At 67.9% G+C, this 24899-nt stretch carries 21 protein-coding genes, 1 tRNA gene and 1 pseudogene; 12 read left to right on the top strand and 11 right to left on the bottom strand.

The annotated features are described in order from the left end of the window. Positions 1 to 9 precede the first annotated feature (9 nt). The 3 genes and pseudogenes from NS1_RS41610 to NS1_RS12620 form a co-directional block, all read right to left on the bottom strand. A pseudogene (locus NS1_RS41610) lies at positions 10 to 204 on the bottom strand (hypothetical protein); the annotation flags it as partial. A gap of 70 nt (positions 205 to 274) precedes the next feature. Then, a complete protein-coding gene (purE, locus tag NS1_RS12625; RefSeq protein ID WP_255284508.1) occupies positions 275 to 781 on the bottom strand; it encodes a 5-(carboxyamino)imidazole ribonucleotide mutase in 507 nt (168 codons plus the stop codon). Between the two features lie 43 nt (positions 782 to 824). Continuing rightward, positions 825 to 2048 carry a 5-(carboxyamino)imidazole ribonucleotide synthase gene (locus NS1_RS12620; protein WP_062984525.1) on the bottom strand — a complete coding sequence of 408 codons (1224 nt, stop codon included), beginning with the start codon at positions 2046 to 2048 and terminating at the stop codon, positions 825 to 827. A 39-nt stretch (positions 2049 to 2087) separates the two neighbouring features. On the opposite strand from NS1_RS12620, the gene NS1_RS12615 reads away from it, so the two are divergent. Beyond that, positions 2088 to 2636: a GtrA family protein gene (locus tag NS1_RS12615; RefSeq protein ID WP_062984364.1), complete on the top strand. Its 549-nt coding sequence runs from the start codon at positions 2088 to 2090 to the stop codon at positions 2634 to 2636. A 1-nt stretch (position 2637) separates the two neighbouring features. Here NS1_RS12615 and NS1_RS12610 read toward each other — a convergent pair whose 3' ends face one another. The 3 genes from NS1_RS12610 to NS1_RS12600 form a co-directional block, all read right to left on the bottom strand. After that, on the bottom strand, positions 2638 to 3945 hold the full coding sequence (locus tag NS1_RS12610) for a sensor histidine kinase (RefSeq protein ID WP_062984362.1): 1308 nt from the start codon (positions 3943 to 3945) through the stop codon (positions 2638 to 2640). 6 nt (positions 3946 to 3951) lie between these two features. Then, positions 3952 to 4650 carry a response regulator transcription factor gene (locus NS1_RS12605; protein WP_056818039.1) on the bottom strand — a complete coding sequence of 233 codons (699 nt, stop codon included), beginning with the start codon at positions 4648 to 4650 and terminating at the stop codon, positions 3952 to 3954. 69 nt (positions 4651 to 4719) lie between these two features. After that, positions 4720 to 5253, bottom strand: a complete 534-nt coding sequence (locus tag NS1_RS12600) for a PH domain-containing protein (protein ID WP_056818042.1) — start codon at positions 5251 to 5253, stop codon at positions 4720 to 4722. 127 nt (positions 5254 to 5380) lie between these two features. On the opposite strand from NS1_RS12600, the gene NS1_RS12595 reads away from it, so the two are divergent. Continuing rightward, positions 5381 to 6349, top strand: a complete 969-nt coding sequence (locus tag NS1_RS12595) for an acyl-ACP desaturase (RefSeq protein ID WP_056818044.1) — start codon at positions 5381 to 5383, stop codon at positions 6347 to 6349. 36 nt (positions 6350 to 6385) lie between these two features. On the opposite strand, the gene NS1_RS12590 is transcribed toward NS1_RS12595, so the two are convergent. Beyond that, the gene (locus NS1_RS12590) at positions 6386 to 7174 is read right to left on the bottom strand and encodes a biotin--[acetyl-CoA-carboxylase] ligase (protein ID WP_062984360.1); all 789 of its coding nucleotides are present in this window, start codon (positions 7172 to 7174) and stop codon (positions 6386 to 6388) included. A 190-nt stretch (positions 7175 to 7364) separates the two neighbouring features. Here NS1_RS12590 and NS1_RS12585 point away from each other — a divergent pair, with 190 nt between their 5' ends. From NS1_RS12585 to NS1_RS12575, 3 genes are all read left to right on the top strand, one after another. Further along, positions 7365 to 9005, top strand: a complete 1641-nt coding sequence (locus tag NS1_RS12585; RefSeq protein ID WP_062984358.1) for an acyl-CoA carboxylase subunit beta — start codon at positions 7365 to 7367, stop codon at positions 9003 to 9005. Between the two features lie 129 nt (positions 9006 to 9134). After that, positions 9135 to 9464, top strand: a complete 330-nt coding sequence (locus NS1_RS12580) for an acyl-CoA carboxylase epsilon subunit (RefSeq protein ID WP_062984356.1) — start codon at positions 9135 to 9137, stop codon at positions 9462 to 9464. A gap of 22 nt (positions 9465 to 9486) precedes the next feature. Further along, positions 9487 to 10122 (top strand): Maf family protein, encoded by a 636-nt coding sequence (locus NS1_RS12575; RefSeq protein WP_056818052.1) that lies wholly within the window; start codon positions 9487 to 9489, stop codon positions 10120 to 10122. Here the strand turns inward: NS1_RS12575 and NS1_RS12570 are convergent. Continuing rightward, positions 10048 to 10812, bottom strand: coding sequence for a helix-turn-helix transcriptional regulator (locus tag NS1_RS12570; protein ID WP_056818054.1), 765 nt, complete (start codon positions 10810 to 10812; stop codon positions 10048 to 10050). The two genes, NS1_RS12575 and NS1_RS12570, sit on opposite strands and share 75 nt — an antisense overlap. A 148-nt stretch (positions 10813 to 10960) precedes the next feature. On the opposite strand from NS1_RS12570, the gene NS1_RS12565 reads away from it, so the two are divergent. From NS1_RS12565 to NS1_RS12550, 4 genes are all read left to right on the top strand, one after another. Then, complete coding sequence (locus tag NS1_RS12565) at positions 10961 to 11851, top strand: sulfurtransferase (protein ID WP_062984523.1); 891 nt, start codon at positions 10961 to 10963, stop codon at positions 11849 to 11851. A gap of 188 nt (positions 11852 to 12039) precedes the next feature. Next, positions 12040 to 13839, top strand: coding sequence for an acetyl/propionyl/methylcrotonyl-CoA carboxylase subunit alpha (locus tag NS1_RS12560; RefSeq protein WP_062984353.1), 1800 nt, complete (start codon positions 12040 to 12042; stop codon positions 13837 to 13839). A gap of 131 nt (positions 13840 to 13970) precedes the next feature. Next, positions 13971 to 14942: a patatin-like phospholipase family protein gene (locus NS1_RS12555; protein ID WP_084503687.1), complete on the top strand. Its 972-nt coding sequence runs from the start codon at positions 13971 to 13973 to the stop codon at positions 14940 to 14942. Between the two features lie 36 nt (positions 14943 to 14978). Further along, a complete protein-coding gene (locus NS1_RS12550) occupies positions 14979 to 15323 on the top strand; it encodes a hypothetical protein (RefSeq protein WP_062984351.1) in 345 nt (114 codons plus the stop codon). A gap of 61 nt (positions 15324 to 15384) precedes the next feature. On the opposite strand, the gene lat is transcribed toward NS1_RS12550, so the two are convergent. Both lat and NS1_RS12540 read right to left on the bottom strand, forming a co-directional pair. Beyond that, positions 15385 to 16722, bottom strand: a complete 1338-nt coding sequence (lat, locus tag NS1_RS12545) for an L-lysine 6-transaminase (protein ID WP_062984519.1) — start codon at positions 16720 to 16722, stop codon at positions 15385 to 15387. Positions 16723 to 16788: 66 nt separating this feature from the next. Beyond that, on the bottom strand, positions 16789 to 17241 hold the full coding sequence (locus tag NS1_RS12540) for an Lrp/AsnC family transcriptional regulator (protein WP_056818059.1): 453 nt from the start codon (positions 17239 to 17241) through the stop codon (positions 16789 to 16791). 118 nt (positions 17242 to 17359) lie between these two features. Here NS1_RS12540 and amaB point away from each other — a divergent pair, with 118 nt between their 5' ends. Next, complete coding sequence (gene amaB, locus NS1_RS12535) at positions 17360 to 18877, top strand: L-piperidine-6-carboxylate dehydrogenase (protein WP_062984349.1); 1518 nt, start codon at positions 17360 to 17362, stop codon at positions 18875 to 18877. 72 nt (positions 18878 to 18949) lie between these two features. Further along, positions 18950 to 19023: transfer RNA gene (locus tag NS1_RS12530), tRNA-Met, on the top strand. Between the two features lie 43 nt (positions 19024 to 19066). Here NS1_RS12530 and NS1_RS12525 read toward each other — a convergent pair. Beyond that, entirely contained in the window at positions 19067 to 19615 is a 549-nt protein-coding gene (locus NS1_RS12525; RefSeq protein ID WP_056818063.1) for a histidine phosphatase family protein, read from the bottom strand. A 136-nt stretch (positions 19616 to 19751) separates the two neighbouring features. On the opposite strand from NS1_RS12525, the gene NS1_RS12520 reads away from it, so the two are divergent. Further along, positions 19752 to 24896 (top strand): Lhr family ATP-dependent helicase, encoded by a 5145-nt coding sequence (locus NS1_RS12520; protein WP_062984347.1) that lies wholly within the window; start codon positions 19752 to 19754, stop codon positions 24894 to 24896. The last annotated feature ends 3 nt before the right edge of the window (positions 24897 to 24899 follow it).

The raw sequence follows: 24899 nt of genomic DNA, 5'->3' as shown, positions 1-24899 counted from the left end.
TGGCGGGATTCAGGCAGGCGAACGCGGCGGCGACTGTGCGGTGAATGCGGCGACCAGTTGTGCCATCCCGCCAACTACCTGGTCAGGCGACCTACCGCTCGCGAGACGGCGCAGTTGGAGGCCGACCAACGTCGCGACGGCCAGCGGCGCCACCGAGTCGGCGTCGGCGACACCGAGTGCGCGCAGGATCGATACGGTCGTGTCGCTACGGTCATCGACACCCTCGTCGAATTCCCGCACCCCTGCAAGGACGATGGTCGGCCGGCGGACGCGATCAGCCGAGGAGTTTGTTGCGCAGGGCCTCGTCCTTGTCGAGGACCATTTGCTCGAGGCCGGCCTGGAACTGTTCCATGCGGGTGCGCAGGGCCGGGTCGGCGGCAGCGAGGATGCGGACGGCGAGTAGGCCCGCGTTGCGGGCGCCGCCGATGGAGACGGTGGCTACCGGGACACCTGCGGGCATCTGGACGATCGAGAGCAGTGAGTCCATGCCGTCGAGGTATTTCAGGGGGACGGGGACGCCGATGACCGGGAGGGGGGTGGCCGAGGCGACCATGCCAGGGAGGTGGGCGGCGCCGCCCGCGCCCGCGATGATCACCTGCAGGCCGCGACCGGCCGCTTCGCGGGCGTAGTCGAGCATGCGCTGGGGAGTGCGGTGGGCGGAGACGACGCCGACCTCGAAGCGGATGCCGAATTCGGCGAGTGCCTCAGCGGCGGCTTCCATGGTGGGCCAGTCGGAATCGCTGCCCATGATCAGGCCGACCTGGGGTCCGTTGGTGCTCACGTGGGTTCCTTAAGTGGTCGAAAGCGTTGTGGTGGAAACGGTTTCACGCCCCGTGCGGGTCCCAACCATCGGTCCAGACGGCGTGCGACATCCAGTGCGCGGCCCGCTCGGCCTTGTCGCGCACCTCGGTGACGTCGTCGCCGAGGATGTTGATGTGGCCGATTTTGCGGTCGGGGCGCTCGCCCTTGCCGTAGAGGTGAACCTTGGCCTCCGGCAGGCGGGCGAACAGGTGGTGCAGGCGTTCGTCCATCGACATCTCGGGCGCTTGCGCCGCACCGAGGATGTTCGCCATCACCGTCACCGGCGCGAGGGGGCTGGTGTCGCCGAGCGGGTAGTCCAAAACCGCGCGCAGGTGCTGCTCGAACTGGCCGGTGCGGGCACCGTCCATGCCCCAGTGACCGGAGTTGTGCGGGCGCATCGCGAGTTCGTTCACCAGGAGTTCGCCGTCGTGGGTTTCGAACAGCTCGACAGCCATGACGCCCACCACACCGAGACCGGCGGCCAGCTCCAGCGCCATGGTCTCGGCACGTGCGGCCAGGTCCTCGTCCAGATCCTGGGCGGGGGCGATCACCACGGCGCACTGACCGTTGCGCTGCACGGTCTCCACGACCGGCCACGTCGCGGCCTGCCCGAACGGCGAACGCGCGACCATCGCTGACAGCTCACGCTTCAAGTCGACCTTCGACTCGGCCAGCAACTGCACACCGTGTGCGAGCTGGTCGGTGACCAGCCGGGTGGCCTCGGCGGCATCGGCGGGCATCCAGACGCCGCGTCCGTCGTAACCGCCGCGCACGGCCTTCAGCACGAACGGCCAGCCGTGCTCGTCGCCGAACGCCACCGCCTCCGCGGGCGCGTTCACCTCGACGAACGCGGGCACCGGCAGACCGAGCGAGGACAGCTTCGTCCGCATGGCCAGCTTGTCCTGGGCGAAGATCAGCGCCTGCGGCGGCGGCGCCACGTTCACGCCCTCTGCGACCAGCACGTCGAGGTGCTCGGTCGGCACATGCTCGTGATCGAAGGTCAGCGCGTGCGAGCCGTTGGCGGCTCTGCGCAGCGCCGACAGGTCGTTGTGGCTGCCGAACACGACGTCGGGAGTCACCTGCGCGGCCGGGTCGTCGGGCCGCTCGGCGAGCACCCGTAGACGCTGGCCGAGGGCGATGGCGGCCTGGTGCGTCATGCGCGCGAGCTGGCCCCCACCGACCATCGTGACGGTGGGCATGGCTGACGGATCGAATGAACGTGCACTCACGTCGTGCAATGTTGTCATGTCGAATGCGAATGTTCGCGACCGGTACACTCGGAACTCGTGTCAATCGTCGACGACGTGGTCAGCGTCCTTCCCCCGCGCCTTCGCGAAACCGCGATCAGGCATAAAGAGCTGATCAAGTTCGCCATCGTCGGGGCGACGACGTTCGTGATCGACAGCGGCCTGTTCTACCTCCTGAAATGGACGGTTCTCTCGGATAAGCCGATCACCGCCAAGATCATCTCGGGCGTGGTGGCGGTAATCGCGTCTTACATCCTCAACCGAGAATGGTCATTCAAGAACCGCGGCGGGCGAGATAAGCATCACGAGGCACTGCTGTTCTTCGGAGTGAGCGGGATCGGGGTGATCCTGAGCAATATCCCGCTGTGGATCTCGATCTATGTGCTCGATCTGCGCCAACCCCATGTGAGCTTCCTCGTCGAGAACATCGCCGATTTCGTCAGCGCTTTCGTGATCGGCAATCTGCTGCAGATGGCGTTCCGGTTCTGGGCGATGCGGCGCTGGGTGTTCCCCGACGAGATCGACGACATCGTCGCCGAACTCGAGGTCTTGGTCGAAGGGGAACAGGAACCTCTCGGCCAGAGCTGAGTCAGCGCGGCTCGGTCAGCGTCGCGTTCTGCGGCCGGTTGAGCTTGGAACCGAGGAACACCGCGAACAGCGCCGGACGGCGACGCTGCAGCTCGAGGCGACCACCGTCGGCCTCCACCAGCGCGCGGGCCAGCGCGAGACCGACGCCGGTCGACCCGCCCGCGGAGAAACCACGATCGAAGATGTGCGGTGCGAGTTCATCGCGCACACCCTCGCCCTCGTCGGACACTTCCACACAGATCAGCGGGTCGCGCGAACTCATCGTCGGGACCGTGCGCACCGAGATCGTGCAGGTGCCCGCGCCGTGCATCAGGGCATTGTCGACCAGCACCGCGACGGCCTCGCGCAACCGCGAACCGGTGATCGGGGCCCGCAGGGATTCGTCGCCGAGCAGGAGCAGTTCGCGCCCGGTCTCGTGGAACGGATGGGTCCACTCGGTGACCACACCGCGTAATTCCGCCATCACCGGGACCGGATCGCGGTCGGTGGCGTCCTCGTCGCGGGAGGCGCGGACCAGGTCGTCGATGGCCTCGGTGAGCCGGTCGACCTGCGCCATCGCCTCCTCGGCCTCGTGCACCACCTCGGGGTCGGCATGGGTGGACAGCTCGTCCAGGCGCAGCCGAACGGCGGTCAGCCGGCTGCGTAGCTGGTGGGAAACGTCGGCCACCAGCGCGTGCTCGCGTTGCAGGCGGCCCGCGATCTCGACGGTCGCCGAATCGAGCACGTCGGAGACCCGGTCGAGTTCGGCGATGCCGTGGCGGCGGGGATCGGGCCGGAAGTCGCCCATCGCCAACCGGGCGGCCCGCGCGGCCACATCGCGCAGCGGATCGGCGACCCGGCGCGCGGTGACCACGGCGACCGAGAACGCCGCCCCGAGTGAGGCGAGCACGGCCAGCGCCACCGCGGCCACCGCCTGCTCCTGCCTCGAGTGCATCGGCCCGGCGGGCACCTCGAGCCGCAGCGAACCGGAGGTGCCCATCGACAGCGATTCGACCAGCGGATCGGCGACCTCACCGACACCGACATCGGTGCGCGCGGCATTGTCGTCCGGGGTCGGATAGACGATCGTGAGCTTGCCGCCCTCGGGGACCAACGCGCTCATGGCGCGTATGTCGAGGCCGTCGTGGACGGTTCCGTCGACGCGTTCCTGGGCGATCACCTCGGTCGAGATCCGTTCCAGGCGACTCTGCAGATCGTTGCGGGTGATGTCTTCGACCCACAGCCAGGCGGTGTAGATCAACGGCACGCCGAGCACCACCGTGGTGATGGTCAGCACGGTCAGGATCGAACGCAGGATGCGACGGCGCACGGCCCGTCAGCCTCGGTGCGAGGTGGGTCCGTCGGTATTGAGCCGGAACCCGACACCGCGCACGGTGACGATGCGACGCTCGGCCATCGGGCCCTCGTCGCCGATCTTGCGACGCAACCAGGACATGTGCATGTCGAGTGTCTTGGAACCGCGCAGGTCGGCATCGCCCCAGACCTCGCGCAGGATGGTCTCGCGCGCCACCACCTGACCGGCCCGGTCGATGAGCACCTTGAGCAGCTCGTATTCCTTGTTGGCCAGGTTCACCTCGGCCCCGTTGACCAGTACGCGCCGCGCCGCGGGTTCGAGCCGGATCGCGCCGACCTCCACGGCGTCGTCACCGATTCCGCTGCGCCGCAACAGAGCTCGCACGCGGGCCAGCAGCTCGGCCAGGCGGAACGGTTTGCCCACGTAGTCGTCGGCGCCTGCGTCGAGGCCGACGACGAAGTCGACCTCGTCGGTGCGGGCGGTGAGCATCAGCACGGCCAGGTCGGCGCCGCTCGCGCGCACCTGCCGACACACCTCCAGCCCGTCCATGCCGGGCAGGCCGAGGTCGAGGATCAGCAGGTCGTGGTTGCCCTCGAGCGCGCGGCGCAACACCGCCGGACCGAAGCGCTCGACGGTGACGGTGTAGCCCTCACGCCCCAGTGCACGCGACAGGGGTGCGGCGATCGCCTCGTCGTCTTCGGCCAGCAGTACAGCGGTCATCTGCACAGGTTATGCGAAACTTCCGCCCGCGCTCCGGCCATGCGCAGCTGAGGAACGCTGCGCGTCGGCTCACCGGTATCCGCCACCCCAGTGCTGCTCGTTGGCGGAACGCCCCGCCTCGAACACCTGGTGATAGAGCAGCGAGTGGACCTGCTGCACCTGGGGCACGTCGTCGTACTCGAGCGGCTCCTCCGACGAGGAACCGATGATCAGCGTGCCGGTGCCGAGCGCCCGGTCGAGGAGACCGTGGCGGAACTGCACACTGGAGATACGGCTGAGCGGGATATCGATGCCGGTATGGGTGAGCACGCCCTGGCGCACCAGCACCCGCCGTCCGGTGACGATGAAATGCGTCGACTTCCAGGCGATCACGCGCGCGACGACCCGCCAGGCGATCAGCCCGAGCCAGGCGAGGCCGAGCAGGATCAGCAGCACCGTGCGGACGTGACCGGTGGTATTGCGCCAAGCCAAGCCGCCGAGAAAACCGGCGACCGCGGTCCCGACGATAAGAGTGACGATGGGCCACACCAACATTTTCCAGTGCGGGTGGCGGTGCAGGATCAACTGCTCGTCGGGCGCGAGGACATCCTCCGGGTAACCCATGATGTGACAGTACCGCGCTGGCACACCGCATTTCTCGATGCCACGGCCGAGGCGATACTGTGGATTACACGCTAGATGCCAGGTTTTGCCCATATCTGCTTGCTCGACACCGACAGTGGAGGCACGCGTGACCGAAGATCTGACTCAGCTCGAAATCCTCACGGCCCTCGAACCAGTGGCCGAACAGAACCTCAACCGGCACCTTTCCATCGCCAAGGACTGGAATCCGCACGATTACGTTCCGTGGGAGGAAGGCCGCAATTTCGCCGCCATGGGCGGAAGCGATTGGGAGCCATCACAATCGAGGCTCACCGAGGTCGCCAAGGCGGCGATGATCACCAATCTGCTCACCGAGGACAACCTGCCGTCCTATCACCGCGAGATCGCCGAGAACTTCTCGCTCGACGGCGCGTGGGGCACCTGGGTGGGCCGCTGGACCGCCGAGGAGAACCGCCACGGCATCGTGATCCGCGACTATCTCGTCGTCACCCGCGGCGTCGACCCGGTGGCGCTGGAAGAAGCGCGGATGGTCCACATGACCCAGGGCGCGCACGCACCGGCGAACTGGGGTGGATTCCTGGTCAACGTCGCGTATGTGACGTTCCAGGAACTGGCCACCCGGGTGAGCCACCGCAATACCGGCCGCGTGTGCGACGACCCGGTCGCCGACAAGATGCTGGCTCGCGTCGCCACCGACGAGAACCTGCACATGATCTTCTATCGCAACCTGTGTGCGGCGGCTCTCGATCTCGCGCCGGACCAGGCGATGCCCGCGATCACCAAGGTGCTCACCAACTTCCAGATGCCGGGCGCGGGCATGCCCAACTGGCGGCGCAACGGCGTGCTGATGGCCAAGCACGGCATCTACGACCTGCGCCAGCACCTCGACGAGGTGGTGCGTCCGGTACTCAAGCAGTGGAACGTCTTCGAGCGCAACGACTTCGGTGCGCGCGGTGAGGCCGCGCGCGATGAACTCGCACTGTTCATCGACAAGTTGGAGAAGGACGTCCTGCGGTTCGAGGAGCAGCGCGACCGGTTGCTCGCGCGCGAGCGCGAGGTGGCCGAGCGTGCGACGGCGGGTTCGGCCGCACGCTGACCCCGTGCCGGCGACGGGCCCGGCTCGGGCCCGTCGTCAGTACTGTCCGCGCAGGTGGGACACGTCACCCGCCGACACAGCCCGCTCGCCGATGAGCAGCCGTCCGGTGTCGTCGACGCCGGAGGCCACCCCGGTGAGCACCGTCCCGCCGGGCAGTTCGGCACGCACCTCGATCCCGATGGTGGCGCACCGCTCGCGATATTCGGCCACCAGATCGGCGGTTTCCCAGCCTGCCCGCTCCCACGCGGTGAAGCGGCGCGCGAACTCGGCCAGGATCGCCGCGACCAGCGCGGTGCGGTCGATGTCTCGCGCACCGGCCAGGGCCAGCGAAGTCGCGTGCGCGACAGGCAGTTCCGACTCGTCGAGGTCGACATTCATCCCGATGCCGACCACGACCGCGGGCGAGATCCCGGTCGTGGCGACCTCGGCCAGGATGCCCGCGAGCTTGCGGCCGTCGAGCAGAACATCGTTGGGCCACTTCAATTCCGGCGAGACCCCGGCCGTGCCGCGCAGCGCGTCGACCACCGCGATGCCGGTGAGCAACGGCAGCCAGCCGAGGGCGGTGGGGTCGATGCCGGGCAGGCGAACCAGGATCGACAGCGAGATCTGCGCACGGGGCGGACTCACCCAGGCGCGGGCATGTCGGCCACGACCGCTCACCTGTTCCTCGGCGAGCAGCGCCTGACGGTCGGCGGACGGGTCGGCGGCGCGGGCGACCAGATCGGCATTGGTCGATCCGGTCGATTCGACTACATCGATCCGGTCGTAGAACGACAGTCCCTGCGAGCTGCGCAGACCCTGTACATCGATGGGTGCCCTGTTCATTCTCGGCACGTTACTGGAGTTCTCTGTGAACGATCATGACCACACCGAATAGGCGCTGTGGGCGCAGCCCATCATCAGACCGCGCATGGCCGGAGCGAATGCGAAGGTACGCCTAGCTGGGGTTTCTCTACTGGCCGGTAGGCGAGACTGCCGTGGTGCGCGACGGTGTCACTCGTTACACTCGCAACCCATGACGAGTGTCCAGCAGCAGCCCGCATCGGAATCGGCGGGCACCCCCGATATCCACACCACCGCCGGGAAGCTGGCTGATCTGCGGAATCGGCTGGAAGAAGCGCAACACCCGATGGGTGAGGCCGCGGTCGACAAGGTGCACGCCAAGGGCAAGATGACCGCGCGCGAGCGCATCCTCGCTCTGGTCGACGAAGGCTCCTTCGTCGAGCTCGACGCCCTGGCCAAGCACCGCAGCGTGAATTTCGGGCTCGAGCACAACCGCCCGCTCGGTGACGGCGTCGTCACCGGCTACGGCACGATCGATGGCCGCGACGTGTGCATCTTCTCCCAGGACGTCACCGTGTTCGGTGGCTCCCTCGGCGAGGTCTACGGCGAGAAGATCGTCAAGGTGATGGACCTGGCGATCAAGACCGGCCGTCCGCTGGTCGGCATCAACGAGGGCGCCGGCGCGCGCATCCAGGAGGGCGTCGTCTCGCTCGGCCTCTACGGCGAGATCTTCCACCGCAACGTGCAGGCCTCCGGCGTGATCCCACAGATCTCGCTGATCATGGGTGCCGCCGCCGGTGGTCACGTGTACTCCCCCGCGCTCACCGACTTCGTGGTGATGGTCGATCAGACCTCCCAGATGTTCGTCACCGGGCCCGACGTGATCAAGACCGTCACCGGTGAAGAGGTCTCGATGGAGGACCTGGGTGGCGCGCACACCCACATGGTGAAGTCCGGCGTCGCCCACTACGTCGCTTCCGGCGAGCAGGACGCCCTCGACTACGTCAAGGACCTGCTGAGCTACCTACCGAGCAACAACCGCGCCGAGGCCCCGCGCCACGCGCCCACCGACCCGATCAACGGCGCGATCGACGAGTCCCTCACCGATGAGGACATCGAGCTCGACACGATCATCCCGGACTCGCCGAACCAGCCCTACGACATGCACGAGGTCATCCGCCGTCTGCTCGACGACGACGAGTTCCTCGAGGTCCAGGCCGAGCGCGCGATGAACATCATCTGCGGCTTCGGTCGCGTGGACGGCCGCAGCGTCGGCATCGTCGCCAACCAGCCCATGCAGTTCGCCGGCTGCCTCGACATCGACGCCTCGGAGAAGGCCGCGCGCTTCGTGCGCACCTGCGACGCCTTCAACGTTCCGATCATCACCCTGGTGGACGTGCCCGGCTTCCTGCCCGGCACCGGCCAGGAATACAACGGCATCATTCGCCGTGGTGCGAAGCTGCTCTACGCCTACGGCGAGGCCACTGTGGGAAAGATCACGATCATCACTCGCAAGGCTTACGGCGGCGCCTACGACGTCATGGGTTCCAAGCACATGGGTGCCGATGTGAACCTGGCGTGGCCGACCGCTCAGATCGCCGTGATGGGCGCCTCCGGCGCCGTCGGCTTCGTCTACCGCAAGCAGTTGGCCGATGCCGCCAAGAACGGCGACGATGTCGATGCGCTGCGCCTCGAGCTGCAGAACGAGTACGAGGACACTCTCGTGAACCCGTACGTCGCCGCCGAGCGCGGATACGTCGACGCGGTCGTCCCGCCCTCGCACACCCGTGGCCAGATCGTGTCGGCGCTGCGGCTCCTCGAGCGCAAAATGGTGACCATGCCGCCGAAGAAACACGGCAACATTCCGCTCTGAAAACGCGATATCCCGGATAGGCCGCGCACACTTGTTGTGGAAGACAACTATTGATCAGCGCGGCCACACCGGGAATGATCGCGTCAACCGCGCTGTGAAGCGAAGTAAGTGCAGGAAGGATCTGGCACTGTGACAACTGTGGCAGAAGAAGACGTGCTGACAGTCGCCGAGCTCGAGCTCGTCGTCGAACCACTCGTCGAAGAAGCTGAACTGTCGGTGGACGCGGCGGTCGAGGCCCCGGTGTCGAGCACCGGCGAGCCGATGTTCCGCATTCTCAAGGGTTCGCCCACCGATCAGGACATCGCGGCTCTGGTCGCCGTCCTGAGCGCGGCAACCGCCGACGCGCCCGCCGGTGCATCGAACGGACCGGCCGACGCATGGGGCACATCGACGATGATGCATCGGGGCACCAACCCGTTCTCGCCGTACGTGTACCCGATGCTGTCGCACCTGCGCTGAGGTGACCGAGCTGGTGGGCGAGATGACCAGACTGGTTCTGGCATCGGCGTCGCCGGCCCGGCTCGGGATCCTGCGCACCGCGGGCATCGACCCCGTGGTGCGGGTCTCGGGCGTGGACGAGGACGCGGTGTCGGCGGCACTGCCCGCGGACACCTCCTCGCATGATGTCGTCGTCGCCTTGGCTCGCGCCAAGGCGGCCGACGTCGCCGCTTCGATTCCCGAACTCGCCGCCGACTGTGTTGTCGTCGGCTGCGATTCGATGCTGCTCGTCGACGGGCAGCTGCAGGGCAAACCGCACACCCCAGAGGTGGCGCGCGAGCGCTGGGCCACGATGGCGGGCCGCAGCGCGGACCTGATCACCGGGCACTGTGTGCTGCGTCTACGCGACGGCGAGATCGTCGCCGAGTCGGCCGAATGCAGCAGTACCACGGTGCATTTCGCGAAACCGACGCCCGATGAGCTCGATACCTATATCGCGACGGGCGAACCCTTGAAGGTCGCGGGCGCGTTCACTTTGGACGGGCTCGGTGGGTGGTTCGTCGACCGGATCGAGGGCGACCCGTCCAGCGTCATCGGGATCGGATTACCGCTGTTGCGCCGACTGCTCGAAGACGTCGGCGTCGGTGTCACTCAGTTGTGGCGGGATCCGCGGGGCTGACGGCGCGATCACGTGCTGATCCCCCGGCTCCTTGGCCGGGGTGCGGTCGGGCGCGTTCATCGTCAGGTCGAGCCGGGCCGTACACAGCTCGGGCTCGACGAACGGATGCAACTGCACGTCCACCCGCCCGCGGGCTCCGTTGCGCTCGAGAACCTCCCGCATGAGACCCATGTGCACACCACACACGACCTCGGAGTGCGAGCGGGCCAGTTCACGCAGCGGACAGGCGGTCAGGTTGATCTGTACGTGCTCCGGGGTCTCCCCGGCGGGCTCCTTCTCGGGCGCGAACCCGAGCTCCGACATCAGCGACATGGTGATGTCCCTGGCATCGGCGAGGGTCTCCACCTGCTGCGTGCCGACATCCATCCGCGCACCCCACGCGCGGCCCGCGGCCACGGCGGCGGCGGATCGGGCGACCGGATCGGGACCGAGATGGTCGGCCAGTACCTGCGCGAGCTCCTGGTAGCCCACCGAGCGCTGCACCGCGCGATAGCCGATGCGCGGGCGTCCGCGGCCGCGTGGCGGCTGCTGGAACTGGCGAACCAGCGATTCACGGGTGAGGACATCGAGGTGGAATCGGACGGTGGTGACGTGCTGTCCGGTGATGCGGGCCAGTTCCTGGGCATCGAGGGGCTCGGTGGCGCCACGTAGGATCGCGAGCAGTCGCCGTCGCGGCCAAGAATCGGACATAGCTCACCCCTCCTCTCCAGAGACTTTATCGGACATCCGTGCGCTTTATTCGCCCATTGTGTCGATTCGTGATGTGCCACCACACACTTACCATCGGCTGCGACCACCAAGTGCTCGCACCCGCCCAACTCGCGTGAAGGACCACACCGTGCCTGTCGCCCCGGATCCGCACCCCGCCTTCGGTTCCTACGCAGTCCCGCATCGATTGGTAACCACAGAATGGCTGTCCGCAAACATCGGCGTGCGTGGTTTACGAATCATCGAGTCCAACGATGACATCCTGCTCTACGACATCGGCCATGTCCCGGGCGCGGTCAAGATCGACTGGCGCGGCGACCTGAGCGACCCGGTGACCCGCGATTATGTAGACGGCGAGCGCTTCACCGAGCTGATGCGCGCCAAGGGCATCGAGCGCGACGACACCATCGTGATCTACGGCGACCGCGGCAATGCCCAGGCCGCGCACACCGCCTGGATCTTCACGCTGTTCGGCCACGAGGACGTGCGCCTGCTCGACGGCGGCCGCGACGCCTGGATCTCCGAGGAACGCGACACCACCTTCGACCAGCCCTACCCCACCCCCAGCGACTACCCCGAGGTCGTGCGCGACGACTCGACCGCGCGCGCGTTCCGCGAGGAGGTGCTCGGCAGGCTCGGCAAGCCCCTGGTCGACGTGCGTTCGGCGCAGGAGTACTCGGGCGAACTCGAGGACAAGCCGCTCAACCAGGAGTACGCGACCCTGCGCGGCGGACACGTGCCGACCGCGGTGAACATCCCGTGGACCGCCGCCGCCACGATCGACGGCCGCTTCCGCTCGCGCGCCGACCTCGACGAGGTCTACGGCGCGCTTCCGGCCGACGACCTGGTCGTGTACAGCCGGGTGGGCGAGCGGTCCAGCCACACCTGGTTCGTCCTCACGTTCCTGCTCGGCCGCAGGTCGGTACGCAATTACGACGGTTCGTGGATCGAATGGGGCAACTCGGTGCGGGTACCGATCGCCACGGGCACCGAACCAGGTGTCGCGAATCAGATCATTTGAAACATGTTCACATCACTGGACGCCGCGTAGTGTGACCTGCGACCTACTCGACAGTAGGGCTAGCCGAGTTCGAGCAGGGTTGGCACACTGCCTACACTCGCCCGAGACGAAAGTTGTCGATACCGGGCACGGGGCCTAACCGGCGACCCGTTCCCCGACGCGACCAAAGATTGCACACAGGAGGCTCAGTGCCCAGCCATGCCAGCGCACGGATCACAAAGGTACTCGTAGCTAACCGCGGCGAGATCGCGGTTCGCGTGATCCGGGCTGCCAAGGACGCGGGAATCACCAGCGTCGCGGTGTATGCCGAGCCCGATGCCGACGCTCCCTTCGTGAAGCTCGCCGACGAGGCCTTCGCCCTCGGCGGTCAGACCTCTGCCGAGTCGTACCTCGTGTTCGACAAGATCCTCGACGCCGCGGCCAAGTCCGGCGCCGACGCGATCCACCCCGGTTACGGTTTCCTCTCCGAGAACGCCGACTTCGCCCAGGCCGTCATCGACGCCGGGCTGATCTGGATCGGCCCGTCGCCGCAGTCCATCCGCGACCTCGGTGACAAGGTCACCGCGCGCCACATCGCCGAGAAGGCGAAGGCGCCGATGGCCGCGGGCACCAAGGACCCGGTCAAGAACGCCGACGAGGTCGTCGCGTTCGCCAAGGAATACGGCGTCCCGGTGGCCATCAAGGCCGCTTTCGGTGGCGGTGGCCGCGGCATGAAGGTCGCCCACACCATCGAAGAGATCCCCGAGCTGTTCGAGTCGGCCACCCGTGAGGCCATCGCCGCCTTCGGTCGCGGCGAGTGCTTCGTCGAGCAGTACCTCGACAAGGCCCGCCACGTCGAAGCCCAGGTCATCGCCGACCAGCACGGCAACGTGGTCGTCGCCGGTACCCGCGACTGCTCGCTGCAGCGCCGGTTCCAGAAGCTCGTCGAGGAGGCGCCCGCGCCGTTCCTGTCCGCCGAGGTTCGCGCCGCCATCCACGAGTCGGCCAAGCGCATCTGCCGCGAGGCGGGCTACTACGGCGCCGGCACCGTGGAGTACCTGGTGCAGGGCGAGACCGTGTCGTTCCTCGAGGTGAACACCCGCCTGCAGGTGGAGCACCCGGTCACCGAGGAGACCGCGGGCATCGACCTGGTGCGTCAGCAGTTCGCGATCGCCAACGGCGACGAGCTCTCCATCAAGGAAGACCCCACCCCGCGTGGCCACTCGTTCGAGTTCCGGATCAACGGTGAGGACGCCGGTCGCGGCTTCCTGCCCGCTCCCGGCCCGGTGAACGTCTACCGCGAGCCCTCGGGCCCCGGTGTGCGCGTCGACTCCGGCGTGGTCCAGGGCAGCGTCATCGGCGGTCAGTTCGACTCGATGCTGGCCAAGCTGATCGTCACCGGCGAGAACCGCGAGCAGGCGCTGCAGCGCGCCCGTCGCGCGCTGGCCGAGTTCGATGTCGAGGGCCTGGCGACGGTGATCCCGTTCCACCGCGCGGTCATCGAGGATCCGGCATTCATCGGTGACGGCGAGAAGTTCGACGTCTACACCAAGTGGATCGAAAACGAGTGGAAGAACACCGTCGAGCCGTACACGGCCGCCGGTGCCGCCGACGATGACGACGACGATCTGCCCCGGCAGAAGGTTGTCGTCGAGGTCGGTGGACGTCGCGTCGAGGTGTCGCTGCCCGGTCAGTTCACCCTCGGTGGCGGTGCGGCCGGTTCGGTCGGCAACGGTGTGGTTCGCAAGAAGCCGAAGGCGCGCAAGCGTGGCGGCGCCGGTGCCGGTGCCGCGTCGGGTGACGCGGTGACCGCGCCGATGCAGGGCACTGTCGTGAAGGTCGCGGTCGAAGAGGGCCAGACCGTCGAGGTGGGCGACCTGATCGTGGTGCTCGAGGCCATGAAGATGGAGAACCCGGTCAACGCGCACAAGGCCGGTGTCGTCACCGGGCTGGCCGTCGAGGCGGGCGCCGCGATCACCCAGGGCACCGTTCTGGCGGAGATCAAGTAGGTAGCAAGTCTCACCAACGGGCGTCGGTCTTCTCGGACCGGCGCCCGTTGTCGTTCGCCGGGGTGAACGGCGGACGAAAATCACCTGTCCGCGCCGGATGGGTGCCCGTGTTCTGTCGTATCGTGGATCGGGTGACCAGTACTGCGCACACCGATCTGGACCCGCTCTCGACGCCGGGTTCGGCCACGGTGGCCGAGGTCATCCGGGCTCGCCGGGAATCCGGGCAGCGCGCCGACGGCAATCGGCTCGCGTTGGTGATCGAGGGTGGTGGCAGCCGCGGTGTGTACTCCAGCGGCATGGTCCAGGCGCTCGAGGAGTTGGGCCTTTCGAAGGTTTTCGACGCCGTCTACGGCACCTCGGCCGGGGCGATCAACGGCGCGTGGCTGCTGTGCGGGCGCGCGGCGACGGGAATGCGTTCGTGGACCGACCCGGTGATCATGCGCCGCGTGGTCGATCCGGTGCGGATCTTCCGCGGTCGACCCGTCTTCGATCTGCACTATCTCGTGCACCGCGTGTACGACGGCATCGAGCCGATGGACTTTCCTGCCATCCTGGCCAATCCGACCACCTTCCACCCGATCGCGACCGATATCCGCACCGGGCAGTCGGTGGACCTCGGGCCCTACATCACCGATAAGAACACCCTCATGACGGCGCTACGGGCCTCTGCGGGCCTACCGCTGCTAGCGGGACCACCGGTGGCCCTCGCGGGCGGCAGCTACTTCGACGGCGGGCTCACCGAGACCGTCCCGATCCGCACCGCCGTGGCCGCGGGCGCCACCCACGCCCTGGTCCTGCGGACCCGCCGGACCGATGAACTCCGCCCGCCCGCTCCTTTGCTGCATCGGGTGGTCGGCGGCGGCTATATGCGTGCCATCGCGCCCGGCGCCTTCCGGGCGTGGAGCAAGCGGCCCGGCCAGCAGGCGGTCGAGGACAGCTACCTCGACGGGCTCGGCGATCACGTCCTCCAGGTGCACCCACCCGTCGGTTCCCCCGCCATCGACAGCGCGGCCCGCGACACCGACCTGCTCACCCGCGCCCTCGACATCGGTCGCACAGCGGTTCACTCACTGCTCGGCGGCGGCGCCCTGCGCACGGCCTGACCCCGGCTCGGCGCACGGCACCACTAGGCTGCTCGCGTGGAACCGATCGAGATCAACGCAGGGTCCTGGTATCTACGCGCCCTTCGCGCCGACGAGCGCATCGACGACCGGCCCGCGCTGGCCGACGGCGGCATCACCGATCCGGACTACGTGGCCACCCGGTCGGCGCAGTGGGCCGATGAATCCCATTTCTCCTGGGCGGTCTGCGTTCCGACGACGGCCGAACTGGTAGCCGAGATCGGCGTGACACCGGGCCCCGACGACACCGCCACCGTCACCGGCTGGGCTCGCCCCGGCGAGGACGAGGCACTGACCGCCGGTCTGGCCTCGGTCCACCGCTTCGTCGCGGGCGCACTCGGATTGACTGTCCCGCAGACCTGATCGCCGCTACCGCATGGCACCGCGTGCCCGGCGGAACAGTCTCCGGGCACGCGGCCAACCGTCAGGGTTCTCGCGTGAGCACCGCGTCGAGGGCGCCGACGGCCTGACTCAGCTCGTCCTCGGTGACGGTCAACGGCGGCCGGAACCGGATGCTGCGCTCCCCTGTGCCGAGCAGCAGCACATGTTCACGGTCACGAAGCTCGTTCACCACCCGATCACGCAGCTGCGGCGTCGCCAGGGTGATCGCGCACATCAGCCCACGCCCCCGCGCCTCGCTGACCTTGTCCGGGTGCGCGGTGGCGAGCTTGCCGAGCAGCTCGAGCAGATACGCACCGAGCGGCCCCGCGCCCTCGATCAGCCGATCCCGCTCCAGCACTTCGAGAATGCGCCGGGTGCGCACCATGTCGGTGAGGTTGCCGCCCCAGGTGGAGTTGAGCCGTGAGCTCACCTGGAAGACATTGCCGGCCACCTCGTCGACCCGCCCGCCTGCCATGATCCCGCAGACCTGGGTCTTCTTGCCGAAGGCGATCACATCGGGCTGCACGTCCAATTGCTGGAAGGCCCAGGTGGTTCCGGTCATGCCGACACCGGTCTGCACCTCGTCGAGGATGAACAGCGCGTCGTTGGCGTGGCACAGCTGCTGCATGGCGCCGAGGAATTCCGGTCGCAGGTGGCGGTCACCACCTTCGCCCTGGATCGGCTCGGCGATGAAGCAGGCGATGTCGTGCGGGTTGTCGGCGAAGGCCTGTTCGGCCTGGGCTATGGCGTGCGCTTCGAGGGCGGCGATGTCGGGCCCGGCGAAGGTGTGCGGTGTGTCGATTCGCGGCCAATCGAATTTCGGGAATCGCGCGGTCTTGACCGGGTCAGTATTGGTGAGCGACAACGTATAGCCGCTGCGCCCGTGGAAGGCGCCGGTCAGGTGCAGCACCTTTGTACCGAGATCCGTTGCGCGGCCGTGCAATTCGTTGTGTCTACTCTTCCAGTCGAAAGCGACTTTCAGCGCGTTCTCGACCGCGAGCGCACCACCGTCGACGAAGAACAGATGCGGTAAACGCGGATCACCGAGAACTCGGGCGAAGGTGTCGACGAAGCGGGCCATCTCGACGGTGTAGATATCGGAGTTGCTCGGCTTGTTCAGCGCGGCGGTGGCCAGTTCGGCGAGAAAGCTCTCGTCGCCGGCCAGCGCGGGATGGTTCATCCCGAGCGCGTTGGAGGCGAAGAAGCCGAACATGTCGAGATAGCTGGTGCCGTCGCGTTCGTCGACCAGCGTTCGGCCGTGCGACTCGTGTAGGTCGAGCACAAGCTCGAAACCGTCCGCGAGGATGTGCGAGGACAGGATTTCGTGGACCCGGTTGGCGGGGATGACCGCCGCGCCGGGGCGCTCCAGTTCGATGGTCATGAAACCGACGATACGCAAATATTTACGGAAGTTCTACGGAATCACGGATCAAATTACGGAAGATGACTACCTGTCATAGAATGTCTGCAGGATGATGGTGCTGCGGGTGTGTACGTTGGCTGTGGCCCTGATCTCCTGCAGCAGATGTTCCAGATGCCGAGGCGAGGCCACCCGCACCAGTAGGACGTAGCTCTCCTCGCCCGCCACCGAGTGGCACCCCTCGATGCCGGGGATGTGCTGCAGCAAGGCGGGCGCGTCATCGGGCTGGGACGGGTCGAGAGGAGTGATCGCGACGAACGCCGACAACAAGTGCCCGAGCGCTTCGGGGTCCACCTGCGCCGCGTACCCGCGAATCACCCCGCGCGCTTCGAGCCTGCGCACCCGCGATTGCACCGCGGAGACCGAGAGACTGGCCTTCTCGGCCAGATTCGACAATGTAGCGCGACCGTCGGCCATCAGTTCTTTGATCAATAGTCGATCGATGTCATCGAGCTGGGGTCGAGCCGGTGTATCCGCCATCAGCGAAGGCTAACTCAGCGTGGGGCTCGGGCGGGGAAAACTTCTTACCGTTCCCCACCGAATTCTCCCGAACTATTCCGTGAGTCGTACCAAACAGCAGAAGGTGAGCAGAGTACCGATGACGCAGACCGTGAACTTCTCCGAGCAGCTCTCCCTGCGAGCCAGGGCGCTGCTGCAGGGCCTCGGCGCCGCCGTGCCGGAACCCGGCCCGCTGCTCGCGCGCACGCCGATCTCCGGCGGTGTCCTGTTGCCCCTGACCGCCGACACCCCCGACGACGTCGATGCCGCGATCGGCCGCGCCGCCACCGCATTCGAGGCGTGGCGCACGGTTCCCGCGCCCGTACGGGCGGCGTTGGTGCGCAGGCTGGCCCAGTTGCTGGTGACCAATCAGAACGAGCTGGCCGAGCTGGTGACCCTGGAAGCGGGCAAGATCGGCCCCGAGGCACTGGGCGAAGTGCAGGAGATGATCGACGTCTGCGAGTTCGCGATCGGGCTGTCGCGCCAACTCTACGGCGCCACAATGCCTTCCGAGCGGCCCGGACACCGGCTCATGGAGACGTGGCATCCACTCGGCGTCGTCGGGGTGATCTCGGCGTTCAATTTCCCTGTCGCGGTGTGGGCTTGGAATACCGCGATCGCGCTGGTGTGCGGGGACACGGCGGTCTGGAAGCCCTCGGAGACCACGCCGTTGACGGCGTTGGCGTGCCACACGCTGCTGCGTCGCGCGGCGGTCGAGGTGGGCGCCGATCCCGAAGTGCACCAACTGATCCAAGGTGACGCCACGGTCGGATCCGCGTTGGTCGACGATCCCCGGGTCGCCTTGGTGAGCGCGACCGGTTCGGTGCGGATGGGCGCCACCGTCGCCCCGCGGGTGGCCGGGCGGTTCGGGCGCTGCCTGCTCGAACTGGGGGGCAACAATGCCGCGATCGTGGCGTCGAGTGCCGATCTGGAGCTGGCGGTACGCGGCATCGTCTTCTCGGCGGCCGGGACGGCGGGCCAGCGGTGTACGAGTCTGCGGCGGTTGATCGTGCATCGTTCGATCGCCGACCAGCTGGTCGACCGGCTCGCCGCGGCGTACAGCCAACTCCCCGTGGGCAATCCACTCGACGACGGAGTGCTGGTCGGGCCGCTGATCAACGAGCGTGCCTTCGCGGCGATGCAGCAGGCGCTGGTCGGCGCGGTGGCCGAAGGCGGCGACATCATCTGTGGCGGTGAGCGAGTCGAGGTACTCGGCCCCGACGCCTACTACGTGCGCCCCGCCCTTGTTCGCATGCCCGCGCAGACCGAGCTCGTGCGCGAGGAGACCTTCGCACCGATTCTGTACGTGCTGACCTACGACGACATCGACGAGGCCATCGCACTCAACAACGATGTGACACAGGGACTTTCCTCGTCGATCTTCACCCTCGACCAGCGCGAGGCCGAACAGTTCCTGGCCGGATCCGACTGCGGCATCGCCAATGTCAATATCGGAACATCGGGTGCGGAGATCGGCGGCGCGTTCGGCGGGGAGAAACACACCGGCGGCGGCCGGGAATCGGGCTCGGACTCCTGGAAGGCCTACATGCGCCGGGCCACCAACACCGTCAACTACTCCACCGAGCTCCCGCTCGCGCAGGGCATCCATTTCGGCTGAACAGCCAGGCGCGACTGCGCCCACCAGGCGATTTCACCTTCTGACCCACCCCGTGTAAAGTGGTATTTGCAACGCGGGATGGAGCAGCTCGGTAGCTCGCTGGGCTCATAACCCAGAGGTCGCAGGTTCAAATCCTGTTCCCGCTACTACGAAGAAGGCCCCGGATTTTCGAATCCGGGGCCTTCTTCGTTATCCGTTGCCGAGTCGCAGGGTCCAGTTCCCGCGATAGTGCAGCCGGGTGATGCTCGCGGGCGGAACATCCATGCGCCAGAACGACTTCGCCGGTGCGTCGAGCACCACGAGCAGCGCCGCGCGCACCACGGCCGGATGCGTCACCGCCACGGTGTTCTGCCCCGACGACGCGATCTCGGCCAACCAGAACCGCACCCGATCGACCAGATCGGTGACGGATTCGCCACCGTGCCCACGGAATTCGGGATCGGTCAGCCACGCGAACAACTGATCCTGTGCGAGTTTGCCCATCTCACTACCGCGCCACGACCCCGCATCGAGATCGCGTAATCGCACGTCCTGTTCGCCGACGAGGCCCAATTCCTCCGCCGTCTCCCGAGCTCGTCGCTCCGGTCCTGTCCGCACCAACGCTTCGTCGAGCGGTACACAGGCACGCACAGCGGCCCGCCCCGACTCGTCCAGGGGTTCGTCGACAGGAAAACGCGCCTTACGTACCGCCTCGGTAAGGCCATGGCCGACAAGGTCGACTCTCAGCACCGTTTGCACGAGAGTCGAGGGTAGCGACGAATGCGATCCACGTCACAACCCGGTCTGCGGGCCGCCCCGGTCATCGGCATATCCACGCAGGTGGGGGTACATGAGGCCGGCGAAGTTGTCGGTGGGTCGGTGCACACTTGGTGTCATGGATCGGTTCTCCCCCGCGACGGCACAGTGGTTCGACGGCGCCTTCCCCGGCGCGACGTCGGCCCAGCTCGGCGCGTGGGACGCGATCGCCGCCGGGGAGAACACGCTGGTGATCGCGCCGACCGGATCGGGCAAGACCTTGTCGGCGTTCTTGTGGGCCATCGACCAGCTGGCGCACCGGGACCCACCCGAGCCGGGAGCATCCCGTGGCACGTCGGTGCTCTATGTCTCGCCGTTGAAGGCACTGGCCGTGGATGTGGAGCGCAATCTGCGGGCGCCGCTGGTGGGCGTGACGCAGACGGCGAAACGGCTGGGACTCGACCCGCCGGAGATCTCGGTGGGAGTGCGCTCCGGTGACACGCCGCCTGCCCAGCGCCGGGCCATGCTGCGCACGCCGCCGGACATTCTCATCACCACTCCCGAGTCGCTGTTCTTGCTGTTGACCTCGGCGGCCCGCGAGACGCTCGCCCAGGTCGACACGGTGATCGTCGACGAAGTGCACGCCATCGCCGGGTCCAAGCGCGGCGCTCACCTGGCGCTGTCGCTGGCCCGGCTCGACCAGCTCACCGACAAGCCCGCGCAGCGGATCGGGTTGTCGGCGACGGTGCGCCCGCCCGAGGAGGTCGGACGGTTCCTGGTCGGCAACGCGCCGATCACCATCGTGCGCCCGCCCGCGCCGAAGACCTTCGACCTGTCGGTGCGGGTGCCGGTGGCCGATATGACCGACCCGGGGGGCGACTCCGATCAGCCGGGCTCGATCTGGCCGCATGTCGACGAGGCGATCGTCGACCTGGTGCTCGAGCACCGGTCCTCGATCGTGTTCGCCAACTCCCGGCGGCTCTCCGAGCGATTGACCGCGCGACTCAACGAGACCTACTCCGCCCGGCTCGGCGAGCCGGTGGACACCGAGCACAAGCCACCCGCCCAGCTGGGGCCGTCCACCGAGGTGATCCACGGGGCCGAGCACCTGTTGGCGCGCGCGCATCACGGGTCGGTCAGCAAGGAACAGCGCGCCATCATCGAGGACGATCTCAAGACCGGTCGCCTGCGCTGCGTGGTGGCCACCAGCAGTCTCGAACTCGGCATCGATATGGGCGCGGTGGACCTGGTGGTGCAGGTCGAGGCGCCGCCGTCGGTGGCCAGTGGCTTGCAGCGAGTCGGCCGCGCCGGGCACCAGGTGGGTGAGATCTCGCGCGGCGTGCTGTTTCCCAAGCACCGCACCGATGTCATCCACTGCACCGTGGCCGCCCAGCGGATGCTCTCGGGTGAGATCGAGAAGCTCCAGATCCCCGCGCACCCACTCGACATCCTCGCCCAGCAGACGGTGGCGGCCTGCGCGCTCGAACCGATCGACGTCGACAGCTGGTTCGATATCGTCCGCTCCACCGGCAGCTACGCGAACCTGCCGCGCTCGGCCTACGAATCGGTGCTCGACCTGTTGGCCGGGCGCTATCCGTCCGACGAGTTCGCCGAACTGCGGCCGCGCGTGGTGTGGGACCGCGACGCGGGCACCATCACCGGTCGTCCCGGTGCGCAGCGCCTGGCGGTGACCTCCGGCGGCGCGATCCCCGACCGTGGCATGTTCGCGGTGTTCATGGTGGGTGAAAAGGCTTCACGGGTGGGCGAACTCGATGAGGAGATGGTCTACGAATCACGCGTGGGCGATGTGTTCGCGCTCGGCGCGACCAGTTGGCGGATCGAGGAGATCACCTTCGATCGGGTGCTGGTGTCGCCCGCGTTCGGACTGCCGGGCAGGTTGCCGTTCTGGCACGGTGACGGTTTGGGTCGCCCGGCCGAATTGGGCGCCGCGCTGGGCGAATTCGTGCGCACGGCGGGTCAGGTCCCAGCCGACGAGCTGTCCCGGATCGTGGCGAACATGGGCTCCGGCGCTGCGCCGACCCCGGCCGACGTCACGTCGGAAGTTCCCGCACCCACCAAGACGACCCGGGGCTCGAAGAAGGCCGGGCGTGCCGCAGCGTCCAGCGTCGACGACGCCGCCGAGGGGCAGATCGCCACTCCGAGGAAGGCGAAGTCGTCCGCGGAGCAGAGCAAGCCCGCGGTAAGACTCGAGCAGTTGGTGCGCACCGCCGGACTCGATCAGAACGCGACAGCGAATCTGGTGGGTCTGCTCGAGGAACAACGCAGTGCGACAGGTCAATTGCCCACCGACCGCACGCTGGTCGTGGAACGGTTCCGCGACGAACTCGGCGACTGGCGCCTGGTCCTGCATTCCCCCTACGGCACTCCGGTGCACGCCCCGTGGGCACTGGCGGTGGGCGCGCGCCTACAGGAACAGTTCGGCATCGACGCCGCCCCGACGGCCTCCGACGACGGCATCGTGGTGCGCCTCCCCGATACCACCGATCAACCGCCCGGCGCCGAACTGTTCGCCTTCGAGCCCGACGAGATCGACGACATCGTCACCGAACAGGTCGGCGGCTCAGCCCTTTTCGCGTCCCGCTTCCGCGAATGCGCCGCCAGGGCGCTGCTGCTGCCGCGCCGCGATCCCGGCAAGCGCGCCCCGCTGTGGCAGCAGCGGCAGCGCTCGGCCCAATTGCTGGATGTGGCACGCAAATTCCCGCAGTTCCCGATCCTGCTGGAAACCGTCCGCGAATGCCTGCGCGACGTATACGACCTGCCCGCCCTGCGCGACCTGCTCACCAAGGTGGCCCGCCGCGAGATCCGCCTGATCGAGGTCGAAACCGCGAGCCCGTCACCCTTCGCGGGCGCTCTGCTGTTCTCCTACATCGGCCAATTCCTCTACGACGGCGACAGCCCGCTGGCCGAACGCCGAGCCGCCGCACTGGCGCTGGACTCCAGCCTGCTCGCCGAACTCCTCGGCCGGGTCGAGCTCCGCGAACTCCTCGACCCCGACGTCATCACCCTGACCGAGCAGGAACTCCAACGCCTCACCCCCGAACGTCGAGCCCGCGATGCCGAGGGTCTGGCCGACCTCCTGCGTCTACTCGGCCCCCTCACGCCCGTCGAAGCCGCGGCCCGCTGCGTCCCCCGGCCCGGCACCGCATCCGCCGCCCGCCACGCCGAAGCCATGGAAAGCCGAGCACCCGACGACTATCGCACGCACGATCTCGCCTCGGAATCCGGTGAGCTCACCACAGGACCCAACGGGGGCGCTCTCGCAGCCGAGCCGTCCGATCTCGCTGGAACCGCAGCGATTGCTGCTCCCTCCGACGGGGTGGATCGCGGACTAGCTTCCGGTCAAGATGAGCGTGACCTCGTCATCGACTCCGACGCGCCCGCGTGGTTCGCGGAACTACGGGATTCGCGTCGGGCGCTGGAGGTTTCGTTCGCGGGACGAACCTGGTGGGTGGCGGTCGAGGACGCGGCGCGCCTGCGGGACGCACTGGGAGTGCCGTTGCCGATCGGGGTTCCCGCGGCGTTCATCGAACCGGTGCCCGATCCACTGGGCGACCTCGTCGGTCGCTACGCGCGCACCCATGCGCCGTTCACGACGGCCGCGGTCGCCGACCGGTTCGGCCTGGGTACCGCCGTCGCCGCGACGTCGCTGCACCGCCTGCTCGCCGAAAAGCGGGTCGTGGAAGGTGAGTTCACGCCGGGTACCGCCGGCGGAGAGTGGTGCGATGCCCAGGTCTTGCGTCGGTTGCGCCGCCGTTCGCTGGCCGCCGCCCGGCACGAGGTCGAGCCGGTGTCCACCGCCGCCTTCGCACGCTTCCTCCCCGCGTGGCAACACGTCGGTTCCGGCGAGCTACGCGGCGTCGACGGCGTGGCGACCGTCGTGGAACAGCTTGCGGGCGTGCCGATTCCGGCCTCGGCCTGGGAGTCGCTGATCCTGCCGACGCGAGTGCGCGACTACTCCCCCGCCATGCTGGACGAGCTGATGGCGACCGGCGAGGTGGTGTGGTCCGGCCACGGCGCCATCACCGCCCGTGACGGCTGGATCGCCCTGCACCTGGCCGACCAGGCCCCGTTCACGCTGCCGCCCGCCGATGACATCGACCCCACCGACATCCAGCTCAGCCTTCTGGTTGCCCTCGGCGCGAACCTGGAGCCATGGCCCCCGCCCGGCACCGACTCGAAGGCGCCCGGCCCGCGCGCGAAGGCTGCTCGTGGAAAATCGTCCGACGACAAGGTCGTCGACCTCGACGCCGCCGAGCCAGCCAGCGGCAACGGCCAACGGCCTGATCCAGAACACGATGCGCCCATGGCATCCGGTGGTGCCACACGATTACCACCCACGCTGACCGGCGGCGGTGCCTATTTCTTCCGCCAGCTCTCCGATGCCGCGGGTCTGCTCGACGACAAGGCGGCCGGGGACGCACTGTGGCAGCTGGTCTGGGCCGGCTACGTCTCCGGTGACACCTTCGCCCCGGTGCGCGCCCTGCTGTCCGGCACCGCCAGGACCACCACCGCGCACCGCACCCCGCGCCGCGCTCCCCGAGGCCGCGCGTACCTGCCGCGACCCTCGATGCCGACCCGGTCCGGTCCGCCCACGCTGGCCGGCCGCTGGTCGATCTTGCCCGGACGCGTGCAGGACAACACCGTTCGCGCCCACGCCACCGCCGATCAGCTCGTCGAACGCTACGGCGTGCTGACTCGCGGTTCGGTGCAGAACGAAGGGATCTCCGGTGGGTTCCAGCTGATGTACCGGGTGCTCACCGAATTCGAGGATCGCGGCCGTTGCCGACGCGGCTATTTCGTCGACACGCTCGGCGGCGCCCAGTTCTCCACCACCGATACCGTCGATCGCCTGCGTTCGTTCGACACTGACCGTGACAACACCAGAGCGGGCGTCGCGCTCGCCCTCGCGGCGTGCGACCCCGCCAACCCCTACGGCGCGGCCCTGCCGTGGCCGAAGGGCGACGCCGACGGCGGTCATCGGCCGGGCCGCAAGGCGGGCGCGGTGGTGGTGCTGGTCGGCGGCGAGTTGGTGCTCTACTCCGAGCGCGGCGGCAAGACACTGCTCAGCTTCACCGAGGACATCGGCCTGCGCCGGGCGGCAGCGATCGCGCTGGCCGGACTGGTACGCGACCGCAGGGTCGACAGCTTGGTGATCGACAAGATCAACGGAGAAACCGTGCACGGCAACCTGTTCGTCGAAGTCCTGATCGAAGCCGGTTTCTCGATGACCCCGAGCGGTCTGCGGCTGCGTAGGCAGGTGTAGCCG

Source organism: Nocardia salmonicida NBRC 13393, from assembly GCF_001613085.1.
In the GTDB taxonomy this organism is placed as follows: Bacteria; Actinomycetota; Actinomycetes; order Mycobacteriales; family Mycobacteriaceae; genus Nocardia; species Nocardia salmonicida.
Note: the sequence above shows the minus strand (reverse complement) of the source record. Positions and strands in the feature narration are given on the sequence as shown.